Consider the following 21,532-nt stretch of genomic DNA (forward strand, 5'->3'; position numbering starts at 1 on the left):
ATCAGGCGGCGGTGTTCGCCATACATTGTTCGCGGTTTATTGCCTGCAAGGCTGAGACATCAACAATCAGTGCTACGCTTCCGTCGCCAAGAATTGTTGCGGCGGATATTCCAGGAATTTTGCGATAGTTACTTTCAAGGTTTTTCACCACCACCTGGTGTTGACCAATTAATTGATCCACCAGCAAGGCATAACGACGACCACCACTTTGCAGGATCACGACAATCCCCTGGGTGGCTTCAGTTTTCGCACCAGCGACATTAAACACTTTCCACAGTTCGACTATTGGCAGATATTCACCACGCACTTCAAGTACCCGCTCGCCACCTGCCAGCGGATGCAGATCGACTTCACGGGGTTGCAGTGATTCCATGACAGCATTCAGCGGCAGAATGAAAACTTCATCAGCAACGCGCACGGACATACCGTCGAGGATCGCCAGTGTCAGCGGTAGTAAAATGCGGATCGTTGTACCTGTGCCCGGCTTCGACTTGATTTCGACATGGCCGCCCATCTCCTGGATATTACGTTTAACGACATCCATGCCGACGCCACGCCCGGAAACATCGGTAACCTGCTCCGCCGTGGAAAAACCCGGAGCAAATATCAACATCGCCACTTCGTCGTCGCTCATGTTGTCGCTGACAGGCAGCCCTTGCGAGGCGGCTTTTGCCAGAATCCGCTCACGATTTAGTCCCGCGCCATCGTCGGTCACTTCGATGCAGATGTTACCGCCCTGATGTTCGGCAGACAGGATCAAATTTCCGACGCTATTTTTACCTGCGGCGAGGCGTTTTTCCGGCAGTTCTATACCGTGGTCAAGGCTGTTGCGTACCAGGTGGGTCAGCGGATCGATAATGCGTTCTATCAGACTCTTGTCGAGTTCGGTGGAGCTGCCTATAAGCGTGAGTTCTACTTGTTTGCCGAGTTTACCCGCCAGGTCGCGCACCAGCCGCGGATAGCGGCTAAAGACATATTCCATCGGCATCATACGAATCGACATCACCGATTCCTGCAAATCACGGGCGTTACGTTGTAACTGCCCCATGCTGGTAATCAAATCCCCATGATTTACCGGGTCCAGTTCACTGGAGCGCTGAGCGAGCATTGACTGGGTGATGACCAGTTCACCGACCAGGTTTATCAGTTGATCAACCTTTTCTACCGCCACACGGATGCTGGTCGATTCGCTACCGCGCGTCGTTTTTTCCCGCTCTACGCGTCCGGCTGGCGCTTCTGTTGCGGCCAGTTCCAGCACTGGCGGGGTCGATACTGTTGGTGCAGGTTCTACCGCTTCAAAGGCAATCTGATCGGCTTCAATCACAAAACAGAGCACGGCGGTAATGTCGTCTTCCGCAATATCTCCCGACATTGTTGCAGATAATGAATCCGCGCCTTTAACCACGTCAGTTAATGTGGTCAACTGCTCCAGTTCGTCTTCCAGCAGATCGACTTCATCCGCCTTCAGGCGTGAAAGGATAATTCGTCGCGGCGACTCACTGTTACTCTGCTCATTTTGCGGTTCACTTTTGGCAACCACACTTAACCGGGTCACTGCGGGCACCGTTTCGCCTTTCGCTTCTAATGCCAGTTGACGCAAGGCCTGGCAGATATAATCGAAGCTGGCGGCATCCGGCTCTTGCGACTGTTTATAAGCGTCGAGCTGTTCCTGCATGATATCCTTCGTTTCCAAAAACAGATTGATAATGTCGGTATTAAGCTGCATCTCACCGCGTCTGGCTTCATCGAGCAGGTTTTCCATCAGATGCGTGGTTTTCTGTAACACGGTAAAACCAAAAGTTCCTGCCCCTCCTTTGATGGAATGGGCCGCACGAAAGATAGCATTCAATTGTTCGGCATCTGGCGCTTCTGGCTGCAAATCCAGCAGATGCTGCTCCATATCGGCCAACAATTCGTCCGCTTCATCAAAAAATGTCTGATAAAAATCGCTTATATCCATGCTCACGCTGTCACCTCGGTTCGGCTGATGGCATTGTGGGAACACTGACCTGCGGAGCGCCCCCAGTTTTTTCCAGTACACTTACCGGCTCATTCTGGCTTTCAGCGTTTTCATGCAAAATGGCCTGCTCGGCCTGTCTGTTCAGGACCAGCAGACTGATTCGACGGTTGACAGCATCATCAGGTCCGCGATCGCTTAAACGCATGGTCGCCGCCATGCCGACGACGCGCAGAATTTTGCCATCAGCCAGCCCCCCCACCATTAGCTCACGGCGCGACGCATTAGCGCGTTCGGCAGAAAGCTCCCAGTTGCTGTAGCTTTGCTCACCATTGGCGTAAGGGAAATCATCGGTATGACCGGAGAGACTGATACGGTTAGGAATACCATTCAGCACTGGCGCAATACTCCGCAGAATGTCGCGCATATAGGGTTCGACGTCAGCACTGCCGGTTTTAAACATCGGGCGATTCTGGCTGTCGATAATCTGAATGCGTAAACCTTCCTGTACCAGATCGATTTTGAGATGTGGACGCAGCGCCCGTAGTTTCGGGTCTGACTCTATAAGCTGGTCGAGATCGCCACGCAATTTCCGCAACCGACTTTGCTCCATGCGTTTTTTCAGTTCTTCAATGTCCGGCTGCTTATTCACTTCTCCCTGACTCTGAGTGTAATCATCACCGCCGCCGGGAATTGGGCTTTCGCTATTAGAAATGCGATCACCACCCGTTACCGCAGTCGCCAACGGCGTGCGGAAATATTCCGCTATCTGAATCAGCTCTTTTGGGCTGGAAATGGAGATCAGCCACATCACCAGAAAAAAAGCCATCATCGCGGTCATAAAGTCAGCATAAGCAATCTTCCACGATCCATGCGCCGAGCCGTGGCTTTTTGCTTTGCGTCGTTTGACGACAATTATTGGATGCGCGTGATTCTTCATACTTCCTCGGTTGTCGTCTGCTGTTGCGGATTTTTTACCGCGCGAACGTGTTCTTCCAGCTCAACAAACGATGGCCGTTCACTGGAGTAGAGCGTTTTACGACCAAATTCAACGGCAATTGGCGGTGCATAACCGTTCAGATTAGAAAGCAGTATGACTTTGACGCATTGCATCATTTTGCTGGTCTCTGCGCTTTTCTGGCGCAAAACACTCGCCAGTGGGGAAATAAATCCGTAAGCCAGTAAGATACCGAGGAAAGTCCCTACCATCGCATGAGCAATCAGCGCCCCCAGTTCGGCGGCAGGCCGGTCAGCCGATCCCAGCGCGTGAACCACCCCCATCACTGCCGCGACAATACCAAATGCCGGGAGCGAGTCACCGACCAGCGCCAGGCTGTTAGCGGGAACTTCCGACTCGCTTTCGTGGGTTTCAATTTCTTCATCCATCAGCGCTTCGATTTCGAAGGTATTCATATGGCCACTGATGATCAGGCGCAGATAATCAACGATAAAATCAAGCATAACGGTATCCGCGAGGATGCGGGGATAACTGGCGAAGATCTCGCTTTCGCGGGGGTTTTCAATATCGCGCTCCAGCGAAAACATGCCCATCTGTCGCGATTTCGCCATGAGTCGGTAAAGCAGTGCCAGCAGATCCATATACATCGCTTTGGTGTATTTGGAGCGGCGAAACAGTAACGGCAGCGCTTTGAGCGTGCCTTTGATTGCTTTACCGTTGTTACCGACAATAAACGACCCAATACCTGCACCGGCAATAATCACCAGTTCAGCGGGTTGATAGAGTGCTCCAAGGCTTCCGCCGGTCATCAAATAACCGCCGAAAACTGTACCGAGAACAACCAGGTAACCTAATAAGATAAGCACGACATCATCCTTTCACTGTTGACCATGACAGGATGTTCAGTCGTCAGACGCTAACTTACCGTTGGGAAAAAAAAGCAGCGGCAATCACTTACCGCTGCTGGAGTGTTTCGCCACATCGTGTGAGTTAAACAGCCTGTACTCTCTGTTCATCCAGCAGTTGAGGGATAATATCGGCAGGGTTTTGAGAAAGTTTACGTCTTTTTACCGCACGTGATGGCGGTTGACATAAGCTGCAGGCAAAGCTGCCAACAGGCTGATGGGCATGGGTGATAAAATTACCGCCGCAACATTTGCAACTGGAAAGTTGTAGTAAACCACTTTCAACAAATCGCACCAGTGTCCAGGCACGGGTCAACGCCAGTAGAGGACCGTCTTCGGCTTGCGGACACTGTTCGAGGTATAAACGATAGGCTTTGATCACTGCATCGACGCCGTTACATAACCCTGTTTTCAGTAAAAACTGCCATGCATTACAAAACATCGACGCATGAACATTTTGTTCCCAGGTCATAAACCAGTCGGTGGAGAATGGCAACATGCCTTTCGGTGGGGGGCTTCCGCGCAGTTCTTTATAGAGTTTGATCAGCCGTCCACGACTTAATTGTGTTTCACTTTCCAGCATCTGCAAACGAGCGCCAAGGGTGATCAACTCCATTGCCAGTTGAATATCCCGGGCTTCCTGAACAATGCTTTTTTCGCTCATTGTCAGGCCCTTTTTTTACGTAGCACTTCTTCGGGCTGATTAACATCATTCAACAAACGCGTAGATAGCATGATGCCGGTATGAACTTGCTGGAGATCGTCAACGCGGGAATCCTGCGTTAGCTGATTAATAGTCTGGTGGCTGTCAAAGCGGAAATGGCAAATCAGTTGATTGGTTTCTGCCAGTTTAACCATTTGAGGAAGAGTCAGCGTCGCTAACGTTGTTGCCATTTCTTCATTAATACCGAGACGAAACATGGCGGACGCTTTGTCCTGAACGATCAGACGTTGTGCAAGAAGTAAATATGACAAATTAATGTCATAAATATGTTTCAGCAACTCGGAGGTATGCATTATTCCCATCCAGAATAACTAACTTTATTTTTATGCGGTATCACCGCACCCCGTGATGTCGCCGGGAAATCCCGGTAAAAAGTAAAGAACAATGGAATAGTTGCGATCAACGAAAAAACACACAGGCAGTGTAAGAGATGAAACAATCCCTTACAGAGAACAGTGTTTTTTACACTTATCTAAGATTTTTCCTAATTCGACGCAACTGTACTCGTCACCACTCACACATACAACGGAGCGGTGTTGCGATTTTCGATAATGTGTGACTCAGATCACACAAAACAATCAATTACTTAACATTAATGTATAAGTCATACTTTTGTTTTGGTCATATTTCATTCTGTTAAAAAGTTTTTCAGCTTGCCTGGCTTCAAAAATGAAGTGGGTAGATAAAATGATGATGTTGCGCACTGTTAATATAAATCACCGTAAATAACCACCTGCTACATATAAAATAAATATATTCACCTCCTATAACTTATTTTCAAACAGAGAGTTACATAACATGAGTTTCTTCAAGTGAAAATAAATCTGGGAACATCTCATATGTTACAACAATATTCTATAAATATTATCCATTTGTTCTATGCGGGGAATTGATAATTTTAGTTTTTATAACCTCATCTGTAATCATGTGATAACTACACGTTATTAATTAGCTTCACTTACTAATAACCAGCCTAATATTTACTGTTTTGACTGAGTTGTTATTGCATCAGTACCTCATTCAGAGTAAAGCTGTAATAACACCTGAAGTTCACAGAATAAGGAGCAGGTTATGAGCTATACCAATATTCTTGTTGCTGTTGCTGTCTCACCAGAAAGTCAGCAACTGTTAGCAAAAGCGGTTTCTATCGCCCGTCCGGTAAATGGGCGCATAAGTTTAATCACTCTCGCTTCCGACCCGGAAATGTTCAATCAATTAGCCGCGCCGATGCTTGAAGATTTACGCAGCGTGATGCAGGAAGAAACACAAAACTTTCTTGATAAATTAATTCAGGATGCGGGATATCCGGTAGAAGAGACATTTATTGCTTACGGAGAGTTAAGCGAACATATTCTGGCAGTATGCCGTAAACATAAGTTCGATTTGGTGATTTGCGGTAACCATAATCACAGTTTCTTTTCGCGAGCGTCCTGCTCAGCGAAAAGTGTGATTGCCTCAAGTGAGGTTGATGTGCTGTTAGTTCCGCTTAAAGGGGATTAATTCCACTTACGCCAGCTTTGGAAAGGTAGCGACTTTATCGCGTTGCTGACTTTCCGCGCTTCGCGGTACTACCTGCTTTAGGTCGCGGATAAAGCACTCCTGCCAGTGTTTAATATCGTTTTTGATAATAACTTCCAGCATTTCTGCATGGCGGGAAATACGTTCCGCCAGCGACATGCTCAACGCCCGATTGAGCGCCGCCGCGACTTCATCACGATCGTATGGGTTAACAATTAGCGCTGACGTCAGTTCGTTTGCCGCACCGGCAAACTGAGAAAGTACCAGTACGCCCGGATTTGCAGGATCCTGAGCGGCGACATACTCTTTTGCGACCAGATTCATCCCATCACGCAGCGGCGTCACTAACCCGACATCGGAATAGCGGAAGATTTTCATCAATAATTTACGATCAAAATGCTGATTCAGATAATAAAGCGGCGTCCAGCCTAATTGCCCATATTTACCGTTAATTCTCCCGGCTTCATTTTCCAACTGATGACGAATATCCTGATACGCTTGCACATCACCACGCGAGGTCGGCGCGATCTGGGTATAACGAATTTTACCATGATGTTGCGGATATTTTTCCAGCAGCGCTTCATAAGCAAGAAAACGTTCTGGCAAACCTTTGGAATAATCCAGCCGCTCGACAGAAAAGATATTCTGCACATTTTTCAGTTCCGCTTTTAATTGCGCCAGTTTTGCCGGTAGCGGCCCGGCAGCCTGTTTAGCAATCTCATCCGGTTCAATACCAATCGGGTAAACTTCTGTACGAAATGCTTTGCCCCAGGCCGTGTGATTGCGCGAGCTACGTGTCGTGACCCGCGTCAAGTTGGAAAGGCAATCCAGGAACGCCAGACGATCGTTTTCTGTCTGAAACCCCAGCAAATCATAATCACAAAGCTGTTCCAGCAATGTGTCATAAGTTGGTAGCGCATTAAAGATTTCCGGTGTCGGAAAAGGAATATGCAGGAAGAAACCGATGCGATTGTTCACGCCGCGTTTACGTAATTCCTGCGCAAATGGCAACAAGTGATAATCGTGGATCCAGATAATGTCATCATCTTCCAGCAGCGGCAGTAATTTGTCTGCCAGTAACGCATTCACGCGTAAATAGCCTTCCCACGCTGAACGCTGAAATTGCACCAGATCGAGTCGGTAATGGAATGCCGGCCAGAGAACGGCATTGGAGAATTGGTTGTAGTATTCGTCGAGATCTTTTTCACTGAGGTTAAAAGAGGCCCAGGTAATATTTCCTTTTTTCACCTTTTTTAGCGGCTGATCCTCATTCCCTGTTTCGCCACTCCAGCCAAACCACAGTCCACCTGCAGTTTTCAGTGCCCCCAGTATGCCGACAGCAAGGCCACCGGCACTGGCGGCGTGCTCGTCTGGTGGTGCAATTCGGTTAGATACTACGACTAAACGACTCATAGTCATCACTCCTGTTATTTTCTCTTTTTTGTTTTTGTAATGCGTTGGTTATCAATTCAAGCCAGCCCCAGACATCCGGCACGCCCGCCAGCCGCCATGATGCCTGAGTTGCGCCTGTACCAATTTTTACTGACATTCCACCCAGTCGGTTAATAACCGCAAAGCCAGATTCATCGGTTAAATCATCGCCCAGAAACACCGGCTTCCGGCCGATGAAGGGAACTTCCTGCATAAATGCAGCAATGGCCTCCCCTTTACTGGTGCCTCGCGGTTTAATCTCGACGACACACTTTCCCTGTTGTAATGCCATTTGCGGCCAAATCTGAGTAATACGTTGCGCTAACGTCAATAAGGCGTCTTCATGCTGCGGTGCCTGACGATAATGCAGTGCAAACGCCATCCCTTTGGATTCCAGCTCCGTGCCGGAAAGTTGGGCAATCGCCGTATGCAGTTGCACACTAATATCACGAGCAATCGCTTCCGGCAGGTGAACGATATGCGTTTTACCATTGATGTCACGGCGCTCCGCCCCATGCACGCCCGCTAACGGGAAGCGATAAGGTTTTGCCAGTGCGTCAAGTTCCACCATTGAGCGCCCTGATATCAATGCCAATGCACCATCACTTGCGGTTGCCAGTAGCTGAAGTCCTTGCAGAATAGTGTCAGGCACGACGACCTGATCAGGATGCGGTTTGATTTCCGCCAGCGTTCCATCGAGATCAAAAAACCAGGCATATTTCGCGGATAGTTCAGGGGGTTCGGTTAACGGTTCTGTCACCCGGTACTCCTCCTTATCTTTTTATAGTTCGCGCAGAACGCGCTTTACAGACATGTAAGTATAGACAGTGTGACGTAGCTCGCCATTTGCAAAAAAGAACAGCCAACCTTTGTGGCGGTTGGCTGTGGAGGAAAGTCGAACTAAATTTATGCTGAAAAAAACATCAGACAGTGCGTTTCGCTTTTTGCTTATAACGGTCGAAGATCACCGCCGCCAGCAGGATTAAGCCACGGACAACGTACTGCGCAAACGGAGAAATATTGAGCAGGTTCATGGCGTTTTCTACAGTGCCTAAAATTAAGATACCCGCCACTACATATGAGATTTTTCCGATGCCACCTTTCAGAGAAACGCCGCCTAAAACGCAGGCGGAGATAACAATCAACTCATAGCCTATCGAAGTCATCGGCTGACCGCTGGTCATACGTGAAGCCAGAACAATCCCGGCAATTGCCGATACCAGACCAGAGAGAACAAAGATAATGATTTTGGTGCGGACAACGGGTACACCAGCCAGACGCGCCGCCTCTTCATTACCACCAATCGCCAGCGTGTTGCGCCCAAAGGTAGTTTTGTTCAGCAGCAAACCGAAGACAATCAGACAAGCCACCGTAAGCCAGATTGGCGCAGGCAGGCCGAACCAGTTGGCATAACCAAGAGCAAAGAAACTTTCATCTTCGATACCGACCGCTTTACCATCAGAAATGATGTACGCCAGACCACGAACAATCTGCATCGTCGCCAGCGTCGTAATCAAGGCGTTAATTTTTAGTTTGGCGATAACAAAACCATTCACCAGACCACAGAGGACGCCCAGCAGCAAACCTGCCGCCACGCCAATCCACAGGCTTTCGGTCAGATTGATAACCACCGCCGTCGTGACACCTGCGCAGGCAATTACCGAAGCGACGGAAAGGTCAAAGTCCCCCGAAGCGAGGCAGAACAACATGCCGCAAGCCACCATTCCCGACATGGAGATTGCCAGCCCGAGACCTTTCATATTAATGAAGGTGGCAAAGTTCGGTACAAAAATGGCACAGGCGATAAACAGCACCGCAAACACCACCAGCATACCGTACTGATCCCAGATACGGCCGAGGCTGAATGACGACTTAGGCGCGCCAGACCCCGATGTAGAAACAGAAGACATCATACTCTCCTTACTCAGGCAACAGCCTGGCTGACTTTAGGCATAGCAAGGCTTAGTGCCTGACGCTCATCTGCCTGTTCGTGTAGCAATTCACCGGCGATTTCGCCCTCACGCATAACGACAATACGATCGGCTACGCCAAGGACTTCGGGCAGATCGCTGGAGGCAAACAGCACCGCCACGCCCTGCGCCGCCAGCGTATAAATCACGTTGTAAATTTCGTGCTTAGCGCCCACATCAATGCCGCGCGTTGGTTCATCCAGCAAAATGACCTTCATATCTTCCGATAACCAGCGCCCAAGAATGGCTTTTTGCTGATTACCACCAGAGAGATTCATGATCAGTTGCTCTGCGCCCGGCGTTTTGATGTTGAGCGAACGAATGTGGTGATCAGCATTGTTTTCTTCCCAGCCGTTGTTGATCACACAACCGCCGAGCACATGCTTGCGACGGGCGCTGATGTTGATATTGTCACGAACGGAATGCACCGGAATAATGCCTTCCGCTTTGCGATCTTCCGGGCAGAGCATCATGCCAGCAGCAATAGCGTGGCCCGGTTTACGGATATCGATCGGCCTTTGGTCGATATAAACCTGACCGGCAGTGATTTGCGTACCGCCAAACATACCTTTCATTAATTCGCTACGCCCTGCCCCTACCAGCCCAAACAGACCGACGATTTCGCCACTGCGAACAGTCAGGCTTATTGGCGTGCGTACACCTGGTGCTTTCAGTGCATCCAGACGCAGCCGCTCCTCACCATAGCTGCGCGGTTGCCAGCCGTAGATATCACCGAGATCGCGACCAACCATCGCCTGTACCAGTGACTCATGATTTACTTGCTGCATATCAGTGAAGGTTTTGACATAACGCCCATCTTTGAAGACGGTAATGGCGTCACTTAGGGCAAATATTTCTTCCATACGGTGAGAAACGTATAAGATCACTCGCCCCTCTTTTCGCAGTTCACGAATGACGCGGAAAAGGTTGTCAATTTCTCGTGCCGACAGAGAACTGGTTGGCTCATCAAAGGCGATAATTTTGGCGTTACGCGCCAGCGCTTTGGCTATTTCAACCATCTGCCACTGGCCGATGGAGAGATATTTCAGTGGCGTACCGGGGTCAATATCCATCCCCAGATGTTTAAGTTGTAAACCCGCTTCATAGTTCAGCAGCGAACGATTCACTATGCCGCCTTTATGAGGAAGCTGGCCGAGATAAATATTTTCCGCGACGGTCATTTCCGGCACGAGATGCAGTTCCTGGTAAATAATCGCAACCCCCGCGTTAAGCGCAGCGGTAGTGTCGGAAAAGGATATTTCCTGTCCGCTAATTGCGACAGAACCCGTGGTTGGCGCATAGTTGCCGCTAAGGATTTTTAAGAGTGTTGATTTACCGGCACCATTTTCACCCATCAACGCATGAACCTGACCGGCATAGCAGTCAAAACTGATGTCCGTAAGCGCCTTAACGCCGGGAAAGGTTTTACCAATGCCGCGAAATGAGAGATACGGGGTAGACTGTTGCATAACGTCTCCGTGAATCACTGGTCATTCACACCCCCTCTGCATCACGCAGAGGGGAATTTTTTCGGCAGATTACTTACCGCCTAACCCTTTTTTCTCCAGTTCTTCTTTAAAGTTGTCGCGCGTAATCAGAACGACATCGGTAACTTCAGTGAATTTCGGTGGTTCTGCGTCTTTCGCTACCCAGTTGTAGAGCATTTCGCTGGACTTATAACCATGTATGTCCGGGCTTGGCAGCAGTGAACCGTAGAAACCGGTAGCCTGGGCTTTGGACAACTCGCTTACTGCATCCACGCCGTTGATACCGATACCGATGATATCTGCCGCTTTAAAGCCCTGACCTTCCGTCGCGCGCACGCCGCCAAGCACAGTGCTATCGTTCATCCCGACGATCAGCCAGTGTTTAACTTCAGGATGCTGAACCAGCATGGAGTTGGCGGCGTCAAATGCCCCCGGGATATCGTTAGATTTGGTAGGAACCTGATAAATTTGTTTTTCCGGGAATCCGGCAGCTTTCAGCGCGTCCATAGAGCCTGTAGTACGGCGACGAGCGGTATCCAGTTCGTTAGCTGTAATCGCCATTACGGCACTTTCTTTTACATCCCAACCTCGTTTCTGCATCTCTTTATACAGTTCCTGGCCCTGACGCTCGCCAATTTTGGTCGCCGCCATCATCACCAACGGCACGGTATCCATCGGCTTACCTTTGGCATTTACAAACTGATCATCCACGGCAATAACTTTCATACCATAGCCACGTGCTTTCGCCACAATAGCGGAACCCAATTTCGGGTCTGGCGTACAAATGACAAATCCTTTCGCGCCACTGGCCGCCAGGCTGTCGATAGCGTTCAGCGTTTTTTCACCATCCGGTACGGCAATCTTAATAACTTCAAAGCCTAAATCTTTCCCGGCTTTATCGGCAAATTTCCATTCGGTCTGGAACCACGGCTCTTCGGGTTGCTTTACCAGGAAACCGAGTTTCAGGTTTTCTGCCATAGCGGATTGTGACATAACAGCAGCCAGACCGATGGCCGCAAGAGCTTTAGTAAATTTGTGCATGGTTATCTCCAGCTTTAGCATCATTTTTTGTAGGGTAAAAACTAAGAACTTTGGTTAATTTAATCGGAAAACAAAGCATTACCTTTAACGAAAAGATAATTGGCCGTGTTGGCATAGTTTTAGCGAGAAATTAATTCTCCATAGGAGAGCAATATCACATCGCAGAATTACAGTCAGAACGTGCATGAATTTAGCGAGAAATGACATACTGGAAACAACAATTGTCTGACAAATAAAAAGTGCATTAGCAGATTAGTCCATGACATTAGCCTGGAAGTCCTTGTGGTATGCGTTGAGTGGTCTGGAGTGTCTTTTTTTTAATCTAATTATTACCGGACAGAAGTCTGTCCATTTTAAGCTGAATGGTAAAATGGGTAAGCGCTTGTACAAAATTCATTTCGGCGTTAATTATCACCACCATCATTAATTAAGAGTAAATCGATAATGAGAGCCACCTCTCATAGTCAGGAAAAGTTTTAAAATATCACATCGTCATCATGTCATTAATATTTTAATTTAATATCAATGAGATACACAAATGCACAGCATTGACAATTATTGCAAACCCATTGCTCTTATCAATGAAATGTAAAAAATTATAAACTTGGTGATTTAAGGATTTTCTTATATTCGTTCAGACGTTATGCTTATTTCAGATCATCGTCAGAATTGACTCCACGATCACATTTCGGACATGCAGAAAGGAATTATTCTGCAAACAGTAATTACGGTGTTTTGATTCATCTTGCACCTCACGTCTTCTGGATATAAGGATATTAGGTATGGCAACCACTGGAATGCTTCTCAAACTCAACACCCAAATGAACCGCGAGTTTTACGCATCCAATCTCTACCTTCACCTGAGCAACTGGTGTTCTGAACAAAGTCTGAATGGCACCGCTACTTTCCTTCGCGCCCAGGCACAGAGTAACGTGACCCAAATGATGCGCATGTTTAATTTTATGAAAAGTATCGGCGCGACGCCCATCGTTAAAGCTATTGATGTGCCAGGTGAAAAGCTTAACTCTCTGGAAGAACTCTTCCAAAAAACGATGGAAGAATACGAGCAGCGTTCAAGCAAGCTGGCACAATTAGCCGATGAAGCTAAAGAATTGAATGATGATTCAACCGTCGATTTCCTGCGCGATCTGGAAAAAGAACAGCAGCACGATGGCCTGTTACTGCAAACCATTCTTGATGAAGTACGCAGCGCGAAACGTGCCGGTATGTGCCCTGTCCAGACCGACCAGCATGTTCTTAATGTTGTGTCGCATCAGATACACTAATAAAAATCGACGCCTTAAATCACGCGCCGGATATAAAAATTGTTGAGAAAACCGCTGCTTCATACTCTTGAAGCAGCGGTTTTTTTAATGGGATTCACTTTGTGGGGTAAACTTGAGTTCAATCAATGCGATAGCTTTCTGGATAGCACGCATCGTAACCGGATCGGCTGCGGCGGGATGGTTAGTAAAATCAATATTCTTCAACTGGCCAGACATTTTTTCACGAACCTCAACAGGTGCAATCACATCGAGTACGTCGAGAATTTGTTTGATCACCAACTGGCAAGCGACAACATCAGAAACCAGTTCCTGATCGGCATTCAGCGGCTGGGACATTGTAAACTCCTGATAGCATTTGAAAGCCGATATAGTAGCGGCTTCACTTCTTCAGCGATAGTCACATCCACCGTCCTCAGGATACAAAAAACCTGCCGGAGCAGGTTTCTTGTTATCTGAACATATTGCCTGGCGGTACATCTTTGAACGTCTTGCAATAGTTATTAAACATACTTTTCAGGATTTTGCGCAGTTTCATCGCGGCACTCCGACCATTTGTTATGCAGGTGTTATCGTCTTTGCACTTATAATATGACAATCATCACAAAAATCAATCTTTATGTGACCTGAATCACATAAATACCCCTTTAATGTTATAAAAATGATAACCATAAAGTCACCGCTAACTGTCTGACCTCTGGAAAAAGCAAGGAATAGCACCGATCCGTCGTCTTTTCTGTCCATAGCCTGGTCGTATCCGCAAGTACAATACCTGTTTCTTCTTCCTCTTCAGGCAGTGACATGAAACATCTGATAATTGTTCTTTCACTTTTAACATTAGCGGGCTGCACCGTAACTCGTCAGGCTCAATTGAGCGAAGTCAACGCCACGAGCGGTATTGTGCGCCTCGTTTACGATCAGGCATTTTTACAAAACGCCCGTACTGACAGCTATCTCAATCAGGAAATAGCGCAACGTGCATGTCAGCAGGCAGGGTTTACCCGCGCCATTGCATTTGGGCAACCTGTAAGTAACTGTAGTGTGTTTGCGGGGTCGTTATGTCTGAATACGGAATTTACACTGTCGTATCAGTGCCAAATTTTAATACCCTCGACTTATCAATAAAGACCTTAATCAGCGAGGGAGGCTTCGCTGGTTAATTGATGCCATAAATAGCAGTAATGCGTTTTATTCCCATTCGTATTTTTAATAATTAAATTTAATATTTTACCTTTTGCAAATAATAAAATAACAAATTATAGTGGCGCCACAGAAACAAAAATAACCTTTGTGGAGCACTATCATGCTGAAACCAGAAATGATTGAAAAACTCAATGAGCAGATGAACCTGGAACTGTACTCTTCACTGCTTTATCAACAAATGAGCGCCTGGTGCAGCTACCATACCTTTGAAGGCGCGGCCGCGTTTCTGCGCCGTCACGCCCAGGAAGAGATGACGCATATGCAGCGTCTGTTTGACTATCTGACCGATACCGGAAACTTACCGCGTATTAATACTGTTGAATCCCCGTTTGCTGAATATTCTTCACTTGATGAATTATTCCAGGAAACTTATAAGCATGAACAATTAATCACGCAGAAAATTAACGAACTGGCTCATGCTGCCATGACCAATCAGGATTACCCGACATTTAATTTCCTGCAATGGTATGTTTCTGAGCAACATGAAGAAGAGAAATTGTTCAAATCGATTATTGATAAATTAAGCCTGGCAGGTAAAAGCGGCGAAGGTCTTTATTTCATCGATAAAGAACTCTCTACCCTCGACACGCAAAACTAATCTTCTCCGGCGGCAGATTTTCTGCCGCCGTTGCATATCAGTGACGGCAAATTTTACTTGTATCGGTTGAGAACCCTTCTTCGCTGGGAATAAATTTACCTTTCGCCGCCAGAAACGCCACCAACTCGCCCGCAGTCATCCCTTCTGCTGAGCAGGTATGAAAACGCGCCTGTTCACCAAAACGCGCTTTAATCGCCGCCTCCAGACTGGCGTGCGTATATTGCTCACCTGATTCAATCATCATATTTAACACTTCATGACCGTGAATAGATTCCATCGTTCCTCCTCAAAAAAGGCATAGCGTAGCGATAGCCGCTCATCAAGGCTTTGCGCCAGCGCAGTTCTGAATGCATTTTATCGTACAGTTTTATTTACATCTAATGTAACGTCGATTTGACGAAAAATGTAGAATGCCTTAACCTGCGCCGCAGATATCACTTATAAAGATCGTCAGGACAGAAGAAAGCGTGAAAAACAGAACTCTGGGAAGTGTTTTTATCGTGGCAGGAACCACAATTGGCGCGGGTATGCTGGCAATGCCGCTGGCAGCGGCAGGTGTCGGTTTTAGCGTCACGTTAATCTTATTGATTGGGCTTTGGGCATTGATGTGCTACACAGCGCTGTTACTGCTGGAGGTGTACCAGCATGTCCCGGCAGACACCGGTCTGGGCACGCTGGCAAAGCGCTATCTGGGGCGTTATGGGCAGTGGCTGACTGGCTTCAGTATGATGTTTTTAATGTATGCCCTGACGGCGGCGTACATCAGCGGTGCAGGTGAATTACTTGCCTCCAGCATCAGCGACTGGACAGGCATTCCAGTGTCGGCAACCGCTGGCGTGTTGTTGTTCACTTTTGTTGCCGGTGGTGTGGTTTGTGTCGGGACGTCGCTGGTCGATTTGTTTAACCGCTTTCTGTTTAGCGCCAAAATTATTTTTCTGGTGGTGATGCTGGTACTGCTGTTGCCGCATATTCATAAAATGAATCTTTTAACCCTGCCGCTGCAACAAGGACTTGCGTTGTCTGCGATCCCGGTAATTTTTACCTCGTTTGGCTTCCACGGTAGTGTGCCGAGCATCGTTAGTTATATGGATGGCAACATTCGCAAGCTGCGCTGGGTGTTTATTACTGGTAGTGCGATCCCTCTGGTGGCGTATATCTTCTGGCAACTGGCGACGCTGGGCAGCATTGATTCAACAACCTTTATGGGGCTGCTGGCTAATCATGCCGGGTTAAACGGACTGTTACAGGCGTTACGCGAAGTGGTGGCCTCACCGCATGTCGAACTGGCGGTGCATTTATTTGCTGACTTAGCCCTCGCAACATCCTTTCTCGGCGTAGCGTTAGGCTTATTTGATTATCTGGCAGATTTGTTTCAGCGTTCAAATACCGTTGGAGGGCGACTGCAAACTGGTGCAATTACTTTTCTGCCGCCGCTGGCGTTTGCGCTGTTTTACCCACGTGGCTTTGTGATGGCGCTGGGTTACGCCGGTGTGGCGCTGGCGGTGCTGGCGTTAATTATCCCTTCCCTGCTGACCTGGCAGAGCAGAAAGCATAATCCACAAGCTGCTTATCGAGTGAAAGGTGGCCGTCCGGCGCTGGTGTTAGTGTTTCTCTGCGGCATTGGCGTGATTGGTGTGCAATTTTTGATTGCGGCAGGATTGTTACCCGAAGTGGGATAATCGCCTTGATAACAACGTTGGGTGCCGGAAACATCTCCAGCACCCAATATGCCCTCTTAATGCAGGCAGCACTGCTTAAATTTCTTACCACTGCCGCACGGACAAGGATCGTTACGGCCCGGCTTTTCTTCTGCTTTGATCGGTTGCTGAACAGGTTTTTCCTGCGGATGCGCCATCCAGTAAGCATGTAAATCAAGCGCTGCCAGTCGAATGGCTTCTACGCTTTCTTCAAATGCTTCTGGCGACAACTTCTCTACCCGCGCAAAGTTTTCTTCTGTACCGTGTAGAGCTATCGCCTCAAGCGCCGGTTTTAACGAATCTGGCAATGCCGACCAGTCAGCGAGGGCAACACCACGCATATAGCCAAAGCACCACTCCTCAACAATCGTCAGCTCGCTACCGTCAACTTCTCGCAGGCCAAACAACGGTTCAAACTGCTCAGGAAATTCGTTCAGACGTTCTGCGGTATCGGCCATATGTTGAAAAGCCAGATTCATAAAGCGCGTCATCTCTTTTTCTGACGCCCAGCGCGGCACATAATCCGCCCCGCCCCAGACAGCAACCAGCCACTGTTCTGGTTCAATTTCTTGCGGAGAACTCAACACCGCCGTCAATAAACCGTCCAGCTCAGCCACATCAAGGATGGCGTGTTCAGTGTTGTATTTGGTCAGGATATCATCCAGCCATTCCAACTCACTTTCGTTTAACGGTCCAGTTTTCATACGCTTTTCCTTGTGGATCTCGACTCGCCAGCGCCTATCTTACATGTCGGTCTGGCAGAGAGATACTTTTTGAGTGGATTACCCGGTGATTAAAAATAAGAGGGGTGTAACGACAAGTTGCAGACACAAAAAAACCACCCGAAGGTGGTTTCACGACACTGCTTATTGCTTTGATTTTATTCTTATCTTTCCCATGGTACCCGGAGCGGGACTTGAACCCGCACAGCGCGAACGCCGAGGGATTTTAAATCCCTTGTGTCTACCGATTCCACCATCCGGGCTCGGGAAAAAAGTGGAGGCGCGTTCCGGAGTCGAACCGGACTAGACGGATTTGCAATCCGCTACATAACCGCTTTGTTAACGCGCCAAATTCTTCAGGCTTTTCAGCCAGACACCCGCTTGAGCCGGTGTCTTTTAAACTGGAGCGGGAAACGAGACTCGAACTCGCGACCCCGACCTTGGCAAGGTCGTGCTCTACCAACTGAGCTATTCCCGCATTCATCAAGCAATCAGCTAATCACTTGATTTTATTATCGTCTGGCAATCAGCGCCGCCGTTCGATGCGTTGCATTCTACTTACCTGACGCGATGAGTCAACGATATTTTTCACCAGCTTTGATCGTTTGCTGAATTTTGCGTCGAAACGATCACTGATCAAGCAAATCTGCGCGCGCAGCGCTCAAATATTGCAACATTGACCACAAAGTCAGTACCGCTGCCACAAAGAAAAGTGCAATACCAGCGTATTCAACCCAAATGTTCGGGCGCCATAACAGCCAGGCCAACGCTACCATTTGAGCAGTAGTTTTAACTTTACCGATCCAGGATACGGCCACGCTGCTGCGTTTACCCAATTCAGCCATCCATTCGCGCAACGCGGAGATGATAATTTCACGGGCAATCATCGTTGCTGCCGGTAAAGTCACCCACCAGCTATGGTAATGTTCTGTTACCAGCACCATAGCGATGGCTACCAGCACTTTATCTGCTACTGGATCAAGGAAAGCACCAAACCGGGTACTCTGGTTCCAGCGACGCGCCAGAAAACCGTCGAACCAGTCAGTCACCGCTGCGACACAGAAAATGAGCGCAGCAGCAAACGGTGACCAGGTAACAGGTAGATAAAAAACCAATACAAAGAATGGGATAAGGATGACACGGAACAGTGTGAGCAACGTAGGGATATTAAATTGCATAATGACGGGTAACTATCTGTTGTCAGTAAGATTACCCCTATGTTGCTACAGAGACATCAATGTTTCAACGACCAGAAGATCTTTTCTGCCAGACCTTGCGAAATACCCGGCACTTTTGCAATTTCCTCGACGCTGGCGTTACGTAAACCTTGCAAACCGCCCATATATTTCAACAACATTTGCCGGCGTTTTGGCCCGACACCTTCGATGGTTTCCAGGGTGCTGGTATTTTTGACCTTTGCCCGTTTTTTGCGGTGACCGCCAATCGCATGATTGTGTGATTCATCGCGAATATGCTGGATGACATGCAGCGCAGGTGAATCTGGCGGCAGGCTGAATCCCTCTCCTTCCGGCTCGAAGAACAGCGTTTCCAGACCAGCCTTACGATCGGCCCCTTTCGCTACCCCAAGTAACAGCGGATGGTTTTTATCCCATGAGACATCCAGCTCAGCGAAAACATTTTTCGCCTGCGCAAGCTGTCCTTTGCCGCCGTCGATAAGGATCACGTCCGGGATCTTACTGTCGTCGATAGCTTTTCCGTAACGCCGACGCAGCACCTGATTCATCGCCGCATAATCATCGCCCGGCGTAATACCAGTAATGTTATAGCGTCGATACTCCGCTCGCAGCGGGCCGTTAGCATCGAACACCACACACGAAGCGACTGTTTGTTCGCCCATGGTATGGCTAATATCAAAACACTCCATCCGCTTCACTTCCGGCAGTTTCAACACGCTGGCAAGCGCAGACAGACGCTGGTGAACAGTAGATTGCTGCGAAAGTTTGCTGGTTAACGCAGTCGCCGCATTGGTGCGCGCCAGCTTCAGGTAACGTGCCCGATCGCCACGTGGTTTGGTCTGAACGTTAATCTTTCTCCCCGCCAGTTCCGAAAGAGAATCGGCAAGCAGCGTTTTATCGCTAAGATTAAAGTCGAGCAGGATCTCACCCGGCAAAGTGCGCATCTGACTACCCTGTAAATAGAACTGGCCGACAAAAGTTTCCACCACTTCGCCCAATTCCGTACCGCCAGGTACTTTCGGGAAATAACTACGGCTACCGAGCACCTTGCCCTGACGAATAAACAGGACGTGGACACAAGCCATGCCTGCATCAAACGCCACGCCAATAACGTCAAGATCATCACCAGTATTGGAGACAAACTGTTTTTCGGTTACGCGCCGCACCGCCTGGATTTGGTCGCGAATACGTGCAGCCTCTTCAAATTCCAGATTCTGGCTGGCTGTTTCCATGCGGCTAATCAGTTGGGTAAGCACCTGATCGTCCTTGCCGGATAAAAACAGGCGCACATACTCTACCTGCTGGGCGTATTCTTCTTCACTCACCAGCCCTTCAACGCACGGCCCCAGACAACGCCCTATCTGATATTGCAGACACGGACGCGAGCGGTTGCGATAAACACTATTTTCACACTGGCGAATCGGGAAAATTTTTTGTAGCAGCGCCAGGGTTTCACGCACGGCATAACCGTTTGGGAACGGGCCGAAATATTCACCTTTGGCATGTTTCGCGCCGCGATGCATAGCCAGACGCGGATGGGTATCGCCACTCAGGAAGATAAAGGGATAAGATTTATCATCGCGTAACAGAACGTTGTAACGCGGTTGATAGAGTTTAATGTAGTTGTGCTCCAGCAATAACGCTTCTGTTTCGGTGTGGGTAACCGTGACATCGATTTGCTGGATCTGGGCGACCAACGCTTCGGTTTTGCGCGAAGCGAGGTTGCTACGGAAATAACTGGAAAGCCGTTTTTTCAGGTCTTTCGCTTTGCCGACATAAATAACCGTACCACCAGCATCATACATGCGATAAACGCCCGGCTGGCTGGTTACGGTTTTTAAAAACGCTTTTGCGTCAAACTGAACACTCACTGACTTGTTAATGTCTCCGCATTACACAGACCATGGCGAATTGCCAGGTGAGTCAACTCAACATCGCCATGTATGTTTAATTTACTAAACATACGGTAGCGATAGCTGTTCACCGTTTTCGGGCTGAGATTAAGCTGTTCTGAGATCTCATTGACCTTCTGGCCTTTGGTAATCATCAGCATAATCTGCAATTCACGTTCCGACAAACTGGCAAACGGGCTTTCTGTTTTTTCTGGTTCGATTTGGCTTAACGCCATTTGTTGAGCAATGTCAGAAGCAATATAACGCTGCCCTGAATAAACAGAACGAATCGCGCTCACGACTTCCTGCGGGGCTGCGCCTTTGCTGAGATAGCCCGCGGCACCGGCCTGCATCACTTTCGCTGGTAAAGGGTTTTCGGTATGAACCGTAAGCATGATGATTTTGACATCGGCCGTCGAGCGGGCGATTTTACGCGTCGCCTCAAGACCACCAATGCCAGGCATACTCATGTCCATTAGCACAACGTCAACGGTATTTGCCCGGCACCACTTAACGGCGTCTTCACCGCAGGATGCCTCACCGACAACTTTAATACCCTTTATATCTTCCAGAATGCGTCGTATCCCTGCGCGCACCAGTTCGTGGTCATCAACAAGTAGAACGTTGATCAAAGGAATATCTCCAGAAATAGGGATAACGCTACTGATAGTTAGTCATTAGTATATTAGCGGGTTTTATTGCAACTTTGAAACGTTAAAAATGGTGGGTATTCGATTTTTCTCTCGTTTTTGTAAATTCGATTGTCCACAGTTATGATCACGCCCGTCATCAAAGGTTTGCCGGTTCGTTTCACAGCACAACCAACGGCGAGATGTGACAAAAATTGACTTTATTCAGCACAAATGAAAAATCAGCGGTATGAATATGTAACATTAATTAACCCGAACAATACGTGCAAAAAACATTCATGATAAAAATATTTATTGGTC

General features: G+C 48.2%; 22 protein-coding genes and 3 tRNA genes. 5 read left to right on the top strand and 20 right to left on the bottom strand.

Annotated elements, in window-relative coordinates:
• Position 1: 1 nt before the first annotated feature.
• From cheA to flhD, 5 genes are all read right to left on the bottom strand, one after another.
• Positions 2 to 1,966 (bottom strand): chemotaxis protein CheA, encoded by a 1,965-nt coding sequence (cheA, locus tag A31E_RS13295; protein ID WP_001516557.1) that lies wholly within the window; start codon positions 1,964 to 1,966, stop codon positions 2 to 4.
• Positions 1,967 to 1,970: 4 nt separating this feature from the next.
• On the bottom strand, positions 1,971 to 2,897 hold the full coding sequence (gene motB, locus A31E_RS13290; protein ID WP_000788500.1) for a flagellar motor protein MotB: 927 nt from the start codon (positions 2,895 to 2,897) through the stop codon (positions 1,971 to 1,973).
• On the bottom strand, positions 2,894 to 3,781 hold the full coding sequence (motA, locus tag A31E_RS13285; RefSeq protein WP_000906344.1) for a flagellar motor stator protein MotA: 888 nt from the start codon (positions 3,779 to 3,781) through the stop codon (positions 2,894 to 2,896). The genes motB and motA overlap by 4 nt, the downstream gene beginning before the upstream one ends.
• A 124-nt stretch (positions 3,782 to 3,905) precedes the next feature.
• Positions 3,906 to 4,484 (bottom strand): flagellar transcriptional regulator FlhC, encoded by a 579-nt coding sequence (gene flhC / locus A31E_RS13280; RefSeq protein WP_016248815.1) that lies wholly within the window; start codon positions 4,482 to 4,484, stop codon positions 3,906 to 3,908.
• Positions 4,485 to 4,486: 2 nt separating this feature from the next.
• Positions 4,487 to 4,837, bottom strand: coding sequence for a flagellar transcriptional regulator FlhD (gene flhD / locus A31E_RS13275; protein ID WP_001516558.1), 351 nt, complete (start codon positions 4,835 to 4,837; stop codon positions 4,487 to 4,489).
• 778 nt (positions 4,838 to 5,615) lie between these two features.
• Between flhD and uspC the strand changes: the two genes are divergently transcribed.
• Positions 5,616 to 6,044, top strand: coding sequence for a universal stress protein UspC (gene uspC, locus A31E_RS13270; RefSeq protein ID WP_000122662.1), 429 nt, complete (start codon positions 5,616 to 5,618; stop codon positions 6,042 to 6,044).
• Between the two features lie 6 nt (positions 6,045 to 6,050).
• On the opposite strand, the gene otsA is transcribed toward uspC, so the two are convergent.
• The 5 genes from otsA to araF form a co-directional block, all read right to left on the bottom strand.
• A complete protein-coding gene (gene otsA / locus A31E_RS13265; RefSeq protein WP_016248816.1) occupies positions 6,051 to 7,475 on the bottom strand; it encodes an alpha,alpha-trehalose-phosphate synthase in 1,425 nt (474 codons plus the stop codon).
• Positions 7,450 to 8,253, bottom strand: a complete 804-nt coding sequence (gene otsB / locus A31E_RS13260) for a trehalose-phosphatase (protein ID WP_000138763.1) — start codon at positions 8,251 to 8,253, stop codon at positions 7,450 to 7,452. The genes otsA and otsB overlap by 26 nt, the downstream gene beginning before the upstream one ends.
• Before the next feature lie 163 nt (positions 8,254 to 8,416).
• Complete coding sequence (gene araH, locus A31E_RS13255) at positions 8,417 to 9,403, bottom strand: arabinose ABC transporter permease AraH (protein ID WP_000100211.1); 987 nt, start codon at positions 9,401 to 9,403, stop codon at positions 8,417 to 8,419.
• Between the two features lie 14 nt (positions 9,404 to 9,417).
• Positions 9,418 to 10,932 carry an arabinose ABC transporter ATP-binding protein AraG gene (gene araG, locus A31E_RS13250; RefSeq protein WP_016248817.1) on the bottom strand — a complete coding sequence of 505 codons (1,515 nt, stop codon included), beginning with the start codon at positions 10,930 to 10,932 and terminating at the stop codon, positions 9,418 to 9,420.
• Between the two features lie 69 nt (positions 10,933 to 11,001).
• Positions 11,002 to 11,991, bottom strand: coding sequence for an arabinose ABC transporter substrate-binding protein AraF (gene araF / locus A31E_RS13245; protein ID WP_016248818.1), 990 nt, complete (start codon positions 11,989 to 11,991; stop codon positions 11,002 to 11,004).
• Positions 11,992 to 12,773: 782 nt separating this feature from the next.
• Here araF and A31E_RS13240 point away from each other — a divergent pair.
• Positions 12,774 to 13,277 (top strand): non-heme ferritin-like protein, encoded by a 504-nt coding sequence (locus tag A31E_RS13240; protein WP_000246123.1) that lies wholly within the window; start codon positions 12,774 to 12,776, stop codon positions 13,275 to 13,277.
• Between the two features lie 84 nt (positions 13,278 to 13,361).
• Here A31E_RS13240 and yecJ read toward each other — a convergent pair whose 3' ends face one another.
• The gene (gene yecJ / locus A31E_RS13235) at positions 13,362 to 13,613 is read right to left on the bottom strand and encodes a DUF2766 family protein YecJ (protein ID WP_000082115.1); all 252 of its coding nucleotides are present in this window, start codon (positions 13,611 to 13,613) and stop codon (positions 13,362 to 13,364) included.
• 112 nt (positions 13,614 to 13,725) lie between these two features.
• Positions 13,726 to 13,812 (bottom strand): stress response protein AzuC, encoded by an 87-nt coding sequence (gene azuC / locus A31E_RS25310; protein WP_010723106.1) that lies wholly within the window; start codon positions 13,810 to 13,812, stop codon positions 13,726 to 13,728.
• Positions 13,813 to 14,075: 263 nt separating this feature from the next.
• Here azuC and yecR point away from each other — a divergent pair, with 263 nt between their 5' ends.
• The gene (gene yecR, locus A31E_RS13230) at positions 14,076 to 14,399 is read left to right on the top strand and encodes a YecR family lipoprotein (protein ID WP_000681531.1); all 324 of its coding nucleotides are present in this window, start codon (positions 14,076 to 14,078) and stop codon (positions 14,397 to 14,399) included.
• Positions 14,400 to 14,577: 178 nt separating this feature from the next.
• Positions 14,578 to 15,075 (top strand): non-heme ferritin, encoded by a 498-nt coding sequence (gene ftnA, locus A31E_RS13225; protein WP_000917208.1) that lies wholly within the window; start codon positions 14,578 to 14,580, stop codon positions 15,073 to 15,075.
• A gap of 37 nt (positions 15,076 to 15,112) precedes the next feature.
• On the opposite strand, the gene A31E_RS13220 is transcribed toward ftnA, so the two are convergent.
• Positions 15,113 to 15,352: a YecH family metal-binding protein gene (locus A31E_RS13220; protein WP_000443798.1), complete on the bottom strand. Its 240-nt coding sequence runs from the start codon at positions 15,350 to 15,352 to the stop codon at positions 15,113 to 15,115.
• A 190-nt stretch (positions 15,353 to 15,542) separates the two neighbouring features.
• Here A31E_RS13220 and tyrP point away from each other — a divergent pair, with 190 nt between their 5' ends.
• On the top strand, positions 15,543 to 16,754 hold the full coding sequence (tyrP, locus tag A31E_RS13215; RefSeq protein ID WP_000797551.1) for a tyrosine transporter TyrP: 1,212 nt from the start codon (positions 15,543 to 15,545) through the stop codon (positions 16,752 to 16,754).
• Between the two features lie 56 nt (positions 16,755 to 16,810).
• Here tyrP and yecA read toward each other — a convergent pair whose 3' ends face one another.
• The 7 genes from yecA to uvrY all read right to left on the bottom strand — a co-directional run bounded on the left by yecA (position 16,811) and on the right by uvrY (position 21,214).
• Entirely contained in the window at positions 16,811 to 17,476 is a 666-nt protein-coding gene (gene yecA, locus A31E_RS13210) for a UPF0149 family protein YecA (protein WP_000847906.1), read from the bottom strand.
• Positions 17,477 to 17,670: 194 nt separating this feature from the next.
• Positions 17,671 to 17,757, bottom strand: a tRNA-Leu gene (locus A31E_RS13205).
• A 12-nt stretch (positions 17,758 to 17,769) separates the two neighbouring features.
• Positions 17,770 to 17,843 (bottom strand) — tRNA-Cys (locus A31E_RS13200).
• Positions 17,844 to 17,896: 53 nt separating this feature from the next.
• Positions 17,897 to 17,972, bottom strand: a tRNA-Gly gene (locus A31E_RS13195).
• 151 nt (positions 17,973 to 18,123) lie between these two features.
• Positions 18,124 to 18,672, bottom strand: a complete 549-nt coding sequence (gene pgsA / locus A31E_RS13190; RefSeq protein WP_001160187.1) for a CDP-diacylglycerol--glycerol-3-phosphate 3-phosphatidyltransferase — start codon at positions 18,670 to 18,672, stop codon at positions 18,124 to 18,126.
• Positions 18,673 to 18,728: 56 nt separating this feature from the next.
• Positions 18,729 to 20,561 carry an excinuclease ABC subunit UvrC gene (gene uvrC / locus A31E_RS13185; RefSeq protein WP_000116020.1) on the bottom strand — a complete coding sequence of 611 codons (1,833 nt, stop codon included), beginning with the start codon at positions 20,559 to 20,561 and terminating at the stop codon, positions 18,729 to 18,731.
• Positions 20,558 to 21,214, bottom strand: coding sequence for a UvrY/SirA/GacA family response regulator transcription factor (gene uvrY, locus A31E_RS13180; protein WP_000611331.1), 657 nt, complete (start codon positions 21,212 to 21,214; stop codon positions 20,558 to 20,560). Before uvrY ends, uvrC begins: the two co-directional genes overlap by 4 nt.
• Positions 21,215 to 21,532: the final 318 nt, after the last annotated feature.

It is taken from the genome of Escherichia sp. KTE159 (assembly GCF_000408805.1).
GTDB lineage: Bacteria > Pseudomonadota > Gammaproteobacteria > Enterobacterales > Enterobacteriaceae > Escherichia > Escherichia marmotae.